This is a genomic window from Paraburkholderia eburnea, from assembly GCF_002917095.1.
Classification (GTDB): domain Bacteria; phylum Pseudomonadota; class Gammaproteobacteria; order Burkholderiales; family Burkholderiaceae; genus Paraburkholderia; species Paraburkholderia eburnea.
In genome coordinates this window covers 26287-38601 of the sequence record NZ_PQGA01000006.1, presented here as the reverse complement: position 1 = coordinate 38601, position 12315 = coordinate 26287, and the positions used below count along the sequence as shown (strand labels likewise).

Annotated in this window: 10 protein-coding genes and 4 riboswitches; all 10 genes read left to right on the top strand. The window is 57.7% G+C overall.

Annotated features, from left to right (window positions below):
- The first annotated feature begins 144 nt into the window (after window positions 1-144).
- The 10 genes from B0G62_RS13785 (at window position 145) to B0G62_RS13740 (ending at window position 11997) form a co-directional block, all read left to right on the top strand.
- On the top strand, window positions 145-591 hold the full coding sequence (locus B0G62_RS13785; RefSeq protein ID WP_103704763.1) for a hypothetical protein: 447 nt from the start codon (window positions 145-147) through the stop codon (window positions 589-591).
- A gap of 178 nt (window positions 592-769) precedes the next feature.
- Entirely contained in the window at window positions 770-1576 is an 807-nt protein-coding gene (locus B0G62_RS13780; RefSeq protein WP_103704762.1) for a fused MFS/spermidine synthase, read from the top strand.
- 66 nt (window positions 1577-1642) lie between these two features.
- Entirely contained in the window at window positions 1643-1873 is a 231-nt protein-coding gene (locus tag B0G62_RS13775) for a hypothetical protein (protein WP_103704761.1), read from the top strand.
- Window positions 1874-2460: 587 nt separating this feature from the next.
- On the top strand, window positions 2461-4005 hold the full coding sequence (locus B0G62_RS13770) for a methyl-accepting chemotaxis protein (protein WP_103704957.1): 1545 nt from the start codon (window positions 2461-2463) through the stop codon (window positions 4003-4005).
- 311 nt (window positions 4006-4316) lie between these two features.
- A riboswitch (Fluoride riboswitch) is annotated at window positions 4317-4381 on the top strand.
- A 166-nt stretch (window positions 4382-4547) separates the two neighbouring features.
- Window positions 4548-6083, top strand: coding sequence for a MutS-related protein (locus B0G62_RS13765; RefSeq protein ID WP_103704956.1), 1536 nt, complete (start codon window positions 4548-4550; stop codon window positions 6081-6083).
- Window positions 6080-7648: a MutS-related protein gene (locus B0G62_RS13760; protein ID WP_103704760.1), complete on the top strand. Its 1569-nt coding sequence runs from the start codon at window positions 6080-6082 to the stop codon at window positions 7646-7648. The genes B0G62_RS13765 and B0G62_RS13760 overlap by 4 nt, the downstream gene beginning before the upstream one ends.
- Before the next feature lie 1020 nt (window positions 7649-8668).
- Window positions 8669-8735: riboswitch (Fluoride riboswitch) on the bottom strand.
- Between the two features lie 135 nt (window positions 8736-8870).
- Window positions 8871-8943: riboswitch (Fluoride riboswitch) on the top strand.
- A 169-nt stretch (window positions 8944-9112) separates the two neighbouring features.
- Window positions 9113-9442, top strand: a complete 330-nt coding sequence (locus B0G62_RS13755) for a DUF190 domain-containing protein (RefSeq protein WP_103704759.1) — start codon at window positions 9113-9115, stop codon at window positions 9440-9442.
- The gene (gene ppa, locus B0G62_RS13750; RefSeq protein ID WP_103704955.1) at window positions 9442-9978 is read left to right on the top strand and encodes an inorganic diphosphatase; all 537 of its coding nucleotides are present in this window, start codon (window positions 9442-9444) and stop codon (window positions 9976-9978) included. The genes B0G62_RS13755 and ppa overlap by 1 nt, the downstream gene beginning before the upstream one ends.
- 87 nt (window positions 9979-10065) lie before the next feature.
- On the top strand, window positions 10066-11364 hold the full coding sequence (eno, locus tag B0G62_RS13745) for a phosphopyruvate hydratase (RefSeq protein WP_103704758.1): 1299 nt from the start codon (window positions 10066-10068) through the stop codon (window positions 11362-11364).
- 264 nt (window positions 11365-11628) lie between these two features.
- Window positions 11629-11997, top strand: coding sequence for a DUF190 domain-containing protein (locus tag B0G62_RS13740; protein ID WP_103704954.1), 369 nt, complete (start codon window positions 11629-11631; stop codon window positions 11995-11997).
- A gap of 50 nt (window positions 11998-12047) precedes the next feature.
- Window positions 12048-12115, top strand: a riboswitch (Fluoride riboswitch).
- Window positions 12116-12315 lie beyond the last annotated feature (200 nt).

Sequence of the window (12315 nt, the reverse complement as noted above, 5' to 3'; positions counted from 1 at the left end):
AAAAATCGGCTGTACCTCGCCGGAGGCGATCCTTCGATGGCACACATTGCATTATAATGTAAGGCACATGAAATTGTTGCCGTATTATAATTCGTTTCGCCGCCCTTCAGCGAACTTGCGGGCGGATTCGCTGAGGATGTCGTCATGTTCGATCTGGATGCAGCATTGCTGTTGGCTGACCGGCGCCTGGTGCGTCTGCGGGAAATAGCCGGAAGCCGGGGGATGGTCCTGGTGGGCGTTGGACGCGGCGGCGAACGCGGCTTCCAGATGGTTCACCGGTTCCATGACGTCGGCGAGCAACTCGCGGCGGCCGGTATCCACCTGGCCTTCGTCTATCCACGGGAATCGGCCCGGCACGTGCTGGATGCGATTTCGGTCGCCAGCACGAGGTTCCGGCGCCATCCGTGGCTCGTCCTGGACATCGACCACAGGTGTTTTGCGCAGGCGGTGTGGCCCCGATCGCTCGAAGCGGCGCACCTGAATCTCGAAATGAAGCGACTGGCTGATGTCAACATCAACCTGGAAGAGCCGACGTGGGAAGGCGAACTCAGAGCATTTCTCGCGGACTGCCAGATCGATGCTTCGCACTGAATCCAGGGGGCCGTACTGAGGTTTTGGGAAAATACATGGCAATCGTTGCGGATTTTCAGGCCGGGGCCGGGCGGAACCGGAATGGGGCGTATGCCGCCCCGAATGTATTCGCCGAAGCGGCGGGCCGCTTCGAAAGCGACAGCGCGATCTTGCCGCGGCTACAGGAAGGGTGAGCCGCATGCCTTCGTTCAACTGGCCGCTTCCGGGTTTGCGGGCCTTTCGCTCCGGCGCTGCGCCGGATATGCCGGACGTCATGGAATCCGAGCATCTCATTTCGCTGCATTTTGACGGCCGCAGCGTGCAAAGCATCATGTCGCGTGCCGCTCCAGACGCGCTCGTACTGGGGTATACACGCACGATGATGGGATTTCTGCTGCTGCAGCCGGCTCCCGAACGCATCTGCATGATCGGACTCGGCGGAGGATCGCTGACGAAGTACTGCTATCGGCATCTGCCAGAGGCAAGCATTACCGTAGTCGAAATCAATCCGGAGGTGATTGCGCTCCGCGAGCGCTTTTGCATCCCACCCGACGATGAACGCCTGTCGGTCGTTTGCGCGGACGCAGCGCAGTATCTATCGACGACCGCGCAAACCTTCGACGCGCTGTTGCTCGACGGTTTCAACGCAGACGGCGTACCTCCCGAACTGTCCGACGCGGCCTTTTACGAAGCGTGCCATTCGCGGTTGAGCGCACATGGTGTGCTGGTCGCCAACCTGCTGGGAGAGGATGACAGCCCACAACTGGGGGAAAACATCGCCAGGATTCGTGGGGTATTCGATTCCTCCGTCGCGCTTGCCCCGGCCGAGGACAGTGCCGGAAACATCATTGCTTTCGCATGGAAGAACGGCGCTCCATTACCGTCACTCGAGACGCTGACGAAGCAGGCGGTTCAACATGCCGCTCAACATGACGTTGATCTCGTGCAGGCAGCCGTGCGCATGGAGATCGGTTCGAACTGCGACTGGATGCATCAGGGTGCTTAGCATCCCGGTTGACTATGCGGAGTTTCACAATCCACAACGAGTTCCCGTGAATTCCCTGGAGAAACAATGAGCGACAACGATACGCCAAATGAGCAAACCATTTCCACGTCCGCAATCTGGGCGCTGGAACGCCTCGCAGAAGTTCGCTACGGGAGAGACGCGCCGGCGCTCGGCTGGTCGATCACCCGGGAGTTGATCAGTGCCGGCTACGTTGGCTACCCATCCGGTGCGCGATCGAGTGTTTCGATTACGGCCGCCGGGCGGGTATTCCTGAAGAGCAGGAAACAGGTCGAGTAGGTCAAATCGACTTCATCGGAATGGCTCATCGGCCATTCCAGTCGAGGCGGCCGTGGGGAAGTCGGCTGCATGAGAGCCGTGGCCGCGTCGATTATCAATACAGCGAGGAGCAGGGAGCGACTCGCCTTTTCCGGCTTCTCGCACGCCAAATGAGTTCACCGACCTAGACCGGGCTGCGTCCAGTCCCGAGTTGTCTGTCGCCTTCTGAGGATCGATGCGGTTAGCCTATCGCCTGGCAAGGTCGTGACGCTCAGCAAGATATTTTGTCATTCACACTGTCACATCATTGCATTATCATGTTCTGACAATCGCAGTCACTGTGCCTGGAGCACTGGCATGTGTCGTTCGGCCTGATTGCTGACTGAGTCAGTCAGCCTCCCCGGAAAACCTGCGGCGATCAATATAATTCGGCATCCTTATTTTTTGCGGAGCTTTGGATAAGGAGTAACCCCCATCGCGCTAAAGAACGCTCAATTAAGGACGATATACACGCAACTGGATCGCAGAGGGACGTTGTCCACGCCTTTCAAGACTTTCAACACCGATCACCAATGCCTTACGCATCTATCTTTTCGGGGAGAAAGGTCATGCGCAATAATCAGCCAGTCACGCAGCACGAGTTCGAGATTCCGGACAATGCGACATTGATGTCGACGACGGATACCCAGAGCCACATCAACTACGCCAATGCCGCTTTCATTCATGCAAGCGGCTTCTCCCAGGACGAAATTCAGGGCCAGCCTCACAACATCGTCCGGCATCCGGACATGCCGCAGGAGGCATTCGCCGACATGTGGGCCACGCTCAGGGGCGGCGAGCCGTGGACCGCGCTCGTCAAGAACCGCCGCAAGAACGGTGACCATTACTGGGTCCGGGCAAATGCCACTCCCGTGGTTCGAAACGGTCAGACGTCCGGCTACATGTCCGTACGGACCAAGCCCTCGCGCGACGAAATTGAAGCCGCGGAGAAGCTTTACCGCCAGTTCCGCGAGCACAAGGCGGGCAAGCGGCGTTTTCACAAGGGGTTAATCGTTCGCACCGGCCTCCTCGGTTGGGCTTCAATGCTCAAGACCATGCCGGTGCGCTGGCGCCTCCGGTCCGCGTTGCTTGCGGCGGTGCCGTTCATCGTCGTGGCGGCATGGCTCTGCGGGGTGACGGACGTGCGGCTGATGGCATTTGCAGGGGGCGCCTCGTTCTGCCTTTTTCTCGTTTCGTTGTGGCTGGAGGGGCAGATTTCCAGGCCGCTCGAACAGGTGCTGGCTCAGGCTTTGCGCGTAGCGTCGGGCGAGAGCCAGAAAGCGGTGCATATCGACCGGGTCGACGAGATCGGCATGACTCTGCGTACGATCAGCCAGTTGGGCTTGATGTTCCGATGGCTTATCGACGACGTGAGCGAGCAGGTCATCACGGTTCAGCGCGCCATCAATGAGATTGCGCAGGGCAATAACGACCTCAGCCAACGAACGGAGCAGGCGGCCTCGAACGTCCAGCAGACCGCGTCGTCAATGACGCAGATGACTGCGACGGTGAAGAGCAACGCCGAAATCGCGCTGCAGGCGAACACGCTGGCGGGTTCGGCGAGAAACGCGGCAGCGAAGGGTGGGCAGGCCGTATCGGAAGTCGTCAGCACGATGAACGAAATCACCGCGAGCTCGCACAAGATTTCGGACATCATTGGCGTGATCGACGGCATTGCATTCCAGACCAACATCCTCGCCCTGAATGCCGCCGTCGAGGCGGCCCGGGCGGGGGATCAGGGTAGGGGCTTCGCGGTGGTGGCAGGGGAGGTTCGCGCACTGGCCCAGCGCAGCGCCAACGCGGCCAAGGAGATCAAGCAACTGATCTCCACCAGCGTCGAGAAAGTCGAGACGGGTTCGAGTCTTGTCGATGAGGCCGGCAAAACCATGGACGATATCGTGGCTCAGGTGCGGCGCGTAACCGACCTGATCGCGGAAATACGGTCGGCCACGGAAGAGCAAAGTAGCGGAGTGACCCAGATCGACCAGGCCGTGAGCGATCTTGACAACATCACCCAGCAGAACGCTGCTTTGGTGGAGCAAAGCACGGCCGCATCGGACAGCCTCCGGCAGCAGGCGACCAGGCTGGTAGAGGCCGTGAGTGTGTTTAGCTGACCGCATTGATCGGCTGTACGCGCCATTTCCTCCTCGATCATTCTGGAAATATTGGCCTGTATCTCGATCCGGCGACTTGCCCGGCTATGCCGGATTTTCCAGGGCATGGCTAGTAGGTTCGCATTGACTCAACAGCTTGGCGCGCGCGGGATGGCCTCACCGGGCGACGTTTTCGTTTGCCGACGAAAACCGGACCTGGTGGGCCCGAAAGTTGCGGCTCATCACCGAACGGCAGCGTGATGACATCGCGGCCGGCGCGCAAGCCCGGTTGGCCCCGCAGCCCCTTGTAAGCTAGATCTGCGCAGCGTAAACTGACCTCGGGAGATGGCATTCCTCCTGACAACCGCCCTTCGGGGCTAATGATGCCTACAGGCCCGGGAAGCGGCGCTGTAGGCATGCGCGTTAAGCGCGCTACCCCTCTGTGCTTGTGCCGTAAAGCGGCGCATCCCGATTGTCCTGCAACCCAGCTCCGTCACTCAAGTTGACCGGAAGCGAACATGCGCGCGTTAGCCACGTCCATGCGCAGTGAGCAGGGGAACAAGATGGAATTCCATAGCATCCTCTTTGAGACCATCGAAGACGGCCCACCGACCGGAGACGTTAAGGAACCTGAATTCTTTGGCGACCTCAATCTCGATCAGTTCGTGAACGAGGCCACGCGAGGTTTCGACGAATACAATCTCGTTCCATTTTTTCGTATGGAGTTGAGTCGAGAGAGTGCGGTCACCTTTCGGCACGAGGTCATGCAGGATCTCGACGACCAAGGGCTGCTGCTCGGTGTTCAGGAGCTTGCTCTTGCGATGCGAAAGATGCGGGCATGTCTTGGTGAAGCCAGGAAGCTCCATTTCAAACGGCAGAAGCAGTGGTGGTTTCTGGAGGCGACGTCACGCTATTGCAGCGCCTTGCGCTCATTCGGTGATGCGTTACGTGCGGCTGGCCCCAGGTCCCGGGGATTCCAGGCGTTCGCTTCGTGGCTGACGACGTACCTGCAGTCTGAAGCGTTTGCGAAGCTGACCAGTGACATAGGACAAGTGCGAGTCGCGCTGGCTCGCGTGCGATATTGCATTCACCTTGATGGTAATGCAGTAACGGTCCTGAACTACGATGGTGAGGATGACTATGGAACCTATGTGCTGGGTATTTTTGAGCGTTTCAAACAAGGAGACGTAAAGGATCACAGCGTTGAACAGAAAGACTGGCCAGAAATGAATCATGTCGAGGCGCAGGTACTCGATTGTGTCGCAGAGCTTGATCCGCAGCCGTTCATGCTCCTGGAGACCTTTTGTACTATCCACGCCGATTTTGTGGACTTCACGATTGCAGCGTTCGACCGTGAAGTGCAGTTCTACATTGCCTATCGCAACTACATTCAGCCATGTCGCGAAGCCGGGCTCCATTTCAGTTATCCCGTTGTCTCAGGCGCCACAAAGGCTGTGAGTTGTGAAGCCACATTTGATCTCGTACTGGCCCACAAGCTTTGCACCACCAAGGTCATGGTCGTCTGCAATGATTTATCTCTCGAAGGCCCCGAGCGGATCTTCGTAGTATCAGGACCTAACAACGGCGGCAAGACTACGTTTGCCAGAACCTTCGGGCAGATTCATTTTCTTGGTCGGCTGGGATGCGCAGTCCCAGGGCGAAATGCGCATCTTTTTCTTTACGATCATCTGTTTGCGCACTTTGAACGCGAGGAGAATACCCAGGACTTGCGTGGCAAGCTTCAAGATGACCTGATACGCATGCACGAAGTCCTGGAGGCGTCGACTTCCCGCAGCATCATCCTGATGAACGAGATCTTCAGTTCGACGACGCTGGCAGACGCGCTGTTTCTTTGCCGCAGGATTATCGGCGAAATCATTAAACGTGACGCACTGTGCGTGTGTGTAACGTTCATCGAGGAGCTTGCCCGACTGGGTCCGCAAATCGTGAGCATGGTGAGCGAAGTCAACCCCGACGACCTTTCGGTTCGTACGTTTCGGGTTCGAAGGCGTCCCGCAGACGGGCACGCCTATGCGCTTTCCGTTGCCGAACAATACGGCCTGACCTACGAACGCATCAAGGAGCGCCTCGCCTCATGAAAGCCTATCTTCTTCATGACGCGAGTGATTTTCCCTGGCGTCGCGATGAATTCTGGAACGAACAGGCATTGAACCAGGATCTCGATCTCAACGCACTTTATCGGGCAATGAGCGCTGGTGATGAATATCTGTACGACACGGTGAAGAAGGTCGTTCCTCTGAGCCTGAGCGATGTTGACGACATACTTTATCGCCAGGCGGTGCTCAAGGACTGTATCGAACATGAAGCAGTCGTAAGGCAGCTTTACCAGATCGCTGTGGAGGCGCTTGAGGTTGAGCGAAAGACCTTCTACTGGGCGCTCACGGCCTCGCCGGCCAGCGTGCTGCACGGCGCACGAGATCTGGTTCAGGCACTTCTCGGCGTGCTTGGGAAGCTGCGCCAGGTGGCGGACGAGAATCTCGGCCAGTTCGAGTCCGCAGGGTTTCGGCGGTTCTACGGCATGGTAAGGGAGGAGCTGACCGACGACTATTTTGTGACCATCACGCGATGTCTGAAAGCGCTCAAGTTCAACGATGGCGTCTTGATCAGTGCGCGCCTCGGACGGGGGAACAAGGGCGAACACTACATTCTGCGCAAGCCACACGAGAAGGATCCGAATTTTTTCAGGCGGCTATTTGCAAAAGGTCCGCCGTCCCGCACGTTTCACATTCCCGATCGGGACGAGAACGGAGCGCGCGCTATTGGTGAGCTTGAGGCACGCGGCATCAACCGTGTAGCCAATGCACTTGCGCAGTCGGCAGACCATATCAAGAGCTTCTTTTTCATGCTTCGGGCGGAGTTGGGGTTTTATCTGGGCTGCCTGAATCTGCGCAACGAACTTTTGCGACGCGGCATGCCTGTCTGTTTCCCTGCGCCGCATCCGTCCGGCGAGCGCAAGCTCCGCTATCGTCAGCTATACGACATCAGCCTGGCGTTGCGTACTGATCAGGAACCCGTTGCGAATGACGCGGACGCTAACGGCAAGGACCTTCTTGTTGTAACCGGTGCGAATCAGGGAGGTAAGTCGACATTTCTTCGAGGTGTCGGTATCGCACAGATGCTTCTTCAGGCGGGGATGTTCGTCGGTGCCAACGAGTTCGAAGCGAATCTCGCAACGGCGATCTTTACGCACTACAAGCGCGAAGAAGACGCCAGCATGCACAGCGGAAAGTTCGACGAAGAGCTAAAGCGCATGAGCGAGGTCGTCGATCACATGGCCGCGAACGGGTTGTTCCTGTCGAACGAGTCATTTGCCTCAACGAATGAGCGGGAGGGGTCGGAGATCGGAGGTCAGATCGTAGATGCGTTGCTTGATCACCATGTAAAGATCGTCCTCGTGACCCATCTTTTCACTCTTGCGAGCGGCCTGCGGGACGCGACCTCCAGTCAAAGCATGTTCCTGCGTGCAGAACGCCGCGATGACGGCGTGAGGACGTTCCGGCTTATCGAAGCTGAGCCTCTGCAGACAAGCTTTGGACAGGACTTGTACCGGCAGATATTTGGTGATGAGAAAAATGGCGAAGAGCAGACAGTCAGCGAGAAAGGAGGATTGTCCAAAATCGACGAAAGCCAGGCTTTGCGATGAGAGCCAACGCTGCTAAACAATGCCGAGATATAGCAGTTGTGTTCTGAACTTGCGTTGCGCTCGCCCTGAGCGCCGAATCGATAAGCGCGGGTTCAGGCTCACTGAGATGCTTCGCTTCCCCACGAATCACTCGTTTCACCCCAGCGTAGACGCGCAATATCGTCGCGCAGTCAGGACGTTGGCAAACTGTAGTCAACTCACGCGTTTAGCAACGGCGCAATCATGACTCAATCGCCACCCAATGCCTGCAGGATCTCGCCCCAGCCGCTGCACCACCCGATAGCCGCGATAAGTGCACCGCGATCTTCCGCGGAATCGGTCCCGCGGCTATCCCAACGGAACGAATGTTCGAAGCGCGCGAGATGTTCCGCGATCCTGGTTGCGGCCGCGCCATGAAGCCGCAACGCCAGCGCTCCATCGCGATCCGGCGACTCAATCAGATGGCGGCGGCAGAGTGTGTCGCTGCCGGTCCCGGCGCACTGCCCACATACGTGGGGCAGCCATCCGTCACGATTTGCCCTTGCGAATGCTCGGGCGTTTGCGAGGTCGCGGCCTTGCGCGATTCGCTCTGGCGGCGCGTTTCCCGATGACGCAGGACCGTAGCCAAGGTTGCACATGTGGCAGGGACCGGACGAACGCAACCGGTGTCTTGTTACCCCGGTTGGTGCAAGACTGCAAACTCCATGACCTTCAAGCAGATGCGAGGCACGTCGCATCAATTCGTTATACAGAATTGTGCTGCCATGAATGAGATGAGGTCGGAACGCGGCTTCAACACAAAAGAAGCCTAGGGCATGTCGTGCACACATACCCCAATGCGCGTAAAGACGTATGCGAACTCCAGCGTCCATGATGCTGCCCTGGATAAACCACCAGAGAAAATCGATTTCGCCATCGGACAAGGCCAAAGCGGGCGGGGGACGTGAATCTGCAGCGGAGGAGGGCACGGTACGCTGTCCGGTAGAAGGATAAAACAAGACCTGGACAGGAGCATTGCAATGACCCGACAGCTCCCGACCAGGAACCGTAGGCATCATTAGCCGGATGGGGCCGGCGGTTGGCGGAGAATGCCATCTCCGTAGCTATCCACGCACTCTAACGGATGCCAGGATGGTGCGCAATCGGGCTTGTGGACTATAGGCTCAGCGCCGAAGCGGGTATGTTATTGCTGCGGTTCGTATATCGGGCCGCCAGTGGCGGGCGCAAATTGTGCGTGCTACACTCGAAACCGGGAGATGGCATTCCTCCTAGACCAAACCGCCGGCTTGTGCCCGGCTAATGATGCCTACGGTTCCTGGGTCCAGGATGTCGTAGGCATTGCCATAGCGTCCTGCTGCCCAGATTTGTTTAACCTGCGAATCGGGTTTTCATACGATTAGTTTCTTTCGCACCATTATGGGTGTGTCGGGTGCGCGCGCCTGTCTATTCCGGATAGGCCGTTCGCTCTCCAATCCGGAGGTATCCATGAAGGGAAGCCAGCTTACGTTGTATGCGGCAAACCAAAGTCATCGTATCAAGCATATGACGGTCGTCGAATGGTTGCTTGATGAGGCAAAGCAGGCGGGTATTGTTGGTGCAACGGTTGTCGAGATTTCGGAAGGCGTCGACGCCAAAGGCAAATATCATGCAGCACGTTTTTTCGAAATCGTTGATCAACCCGTCGCAGTGACGTTAATTGCCGACGACGCAAAGATCGATGTGCTGCTTGCGAACCTGCGCGAGGGCGGCATGCGGCTCTTTTATACGCGCGCGCCGATCGAATATGGTGCCTTGGGTGCCGACGGAGGCCAATGATGGATTTCAACGCCATTCCCACCGGAGATAACGTGCCGATGGAAATCAACGCCATCATCGAAATTCCTGCTCAGAGCGAACCGGTGAAATATGAGGCGGACAAAACTCTCGGACTGCTTAGAGTTGACCGGATCATGAGCGCTGGCATGCGCTATCCGGCGAACTACGGATTTATCCCGAGAACGCTTGCGAGGGACGGTGATCCGCTGGACATCATCGTGATTGCGCCTTTTCCGCTCGAACGTCTGTCGTTGATACCCTGTCGTCCTGTTGGCCTGCTGAACATGAACGACCAGGCTGGTCCTGATGAAAAAGTCATTGCCGTGCCAGTCGACAGCGTTTGCCCGTCAACCAGGAGCATCACTGAACTCGAACACGTTGGGGAGTACACGCTCAATCAGATCCAGTTCTTTTTCGAAAACTATAAAAAACTCGAGCCAGGGAAGTGGGTGCAGTTCGAGGGGTGGGCAGATATCGATGCGGCCTGGCAGGCCATTCGCATCGCAGTTGCGGCATTCCGCGACGCACATCCATGAAGCGAATCTCTCGATTTCACGGTGGCTGGCCAAAGGGATAACGCGTTAGCTTCCGTCCATTAATTGCATCGTTAGCTGGGAGTTGCGATGAGTAGCCGTGCGGTAATCGAAGAAATATCGGCCGACGAAATCCTTGACTCGCGAGGCAACCCGACGGTTGAAGTGAGCGTTACGTTGTCCAGCGGCGTGACAGTCAACGCTTCTGTGCCCTCAGGCGCATCAACAGGCGAATTCGAAGCCGTTGAACTTCGCGACAGGGATCCGAAACGCTACGGTGGCAAGGGGGTGCTGTGTGCCGTGAAGCACGTCAATGAAGAAGTCGCCTGGGCGCTGACCGGGATGCGGGTGGACGACCAGCGACTGATCGATGAGAAGCTGATTGAGACGGACGGCTCAGAATCAAAGAAAGTTCTTGGCGCTAACGCGATACTCGGTGCATCGCTTGCATGTGCAAAGGCCGGGGCAGCCGAAAGCGGACTGCCACTGTTCCGGTATCTCGGCGGTGCAAACGCTCACGTTTTGCCGGTGCCCATGTTCAATGTCCTCAATGGCGGCAAACATGGCCAGGGCGGTCCCGACGTCCAGGAGTTCAAGCTGGTTCCGCTTGGTGCCCCGACGTTTCGCGAGGCGCTGCGCTATGGGGCGGAGACATATCACGCGCTCGGCGCCGTGCTGGTCGATGCCGGCTTGTCCACGAACGTTGGCGATGAAGGCGGCTATGTACCTCAATTGCCTTCGAACGAAGCGGCGCTGGAACTCATTCTGCGCGCGATAGAGCGGGCGGGCTACCGGCCCGGCGAGGATATCGCCATTGGCATTGACCCCGCTGCAAATTCGTTCTACGAGGACGGTCGCTATTGCCTTGTTCGTGACAGCAAAACCTTGACCACCGACGAGATGATTGCATTCTGGGCGGACTGGGTGAACCGGTATCCGCTCGTGTCGCTGGAGGATCCGCTTGCAGACGGTGACTGGGCAGGGTTCGCGACGTTGACGCGCGAGCTGGGCAGCCGCGTGCAGATCGTAGGTGACGATCTGTTTGTGACGAATCGCAAGTTCCTCCAGCGGGGTATCGATGAGCATTGCTGCAATAGCATCCTGATCAAGCTCAATCAGATCGGCACCGTAACGGAAACGCTCGACACGGCGCAACTCGCTCTTTCTGCTGGATACAGCTGTCTTGTGTCTCACCGATCCGGCGAGACCGAAGACACGAGCATTGCTGATCTCGCGGTCGCATTGGGCTGCGGCCAGATCAAGTCAGGTGCGCCTGCTCGCGGCGAGCGCGTCGCGAAGTACAACCGGCTGCTGGCGATTGAGAGGGCGCTCGGCGAGGACGCCCGCTTTGCTGGCCGTGACGCCTTTCGTCATCTTCGTCGTTCCTGAACCGGATGGTATCCGTCGCAGACGGCGAGCCCAGGCTATTCCACGACACGGAGAAACGAAATCGGCATCTGCTATGTAACCACAGCCACAACCGGGACCGGTGCTGATCGTTCCCCATGACACCCGGGAGCCGGTGCAGGAGCCGTTCCAGGGTGGCATGAGGTTCTGCACGCTTCATGCACTAGAATGTTTTGAGGGATCGTCGACTCCTGGAGGTATCAATCCTTCGTGACGGCACCCTGGTGTCGTTTGGAGGAGACAGACATGAACGGCTACCAGCTTACTTTCTATACCGAACAAAATCGCCGCCACGGGCATCGTACCGTTATCGAATGGCTGCTGCATGAAGCAAAGCAACTGGGCATTCATGGCGCAACCGTCATCAACTGTGCCGAAGGAACCGGACACGCTGGTGCACATCATGCGGCACATATTCTCAGGCTCGAAGACCAGCCGGTACAGATCATTCTTGCTGTTACTGAAGATGAGGCAGACCGTATGCTCGACGCCATCAAAACTGAGCATATCCATGTCTTTTATACCCGCTCGCCTGTGGAGTATGGTCTGCTGGGCGATGATGGGCATGGCGATACCCGAAAGCATTTTTCTCTCTTTCACCGGCGCCCGCATTAGGAGAAGTTTGCGGGCTTGCATGTGTACAGGTGTCTCCTATACTCAAAGCTGAAATTGGCGGAGATGGCATTCTCCCTGAACCGCCGCGCTCCGCGCGGCTAATGATGCCTACCAGTCCCCGGAAGCCGGGGCCGGTGGGCATTTTTGGCCGGCTCGCACTCACGAGCATCCCGGGCATTACGATGCCAGCAGAAAGCGAACAATATGGGATGCCTGCGCGAGTTCTCATGGCGATTTTCCTGCCTCATTGACCAACAGAATAACGGCCCGGTCTGCTGTCCGGCGGTTGCACGCGTGCATCGCACCGCTCCGACTCTG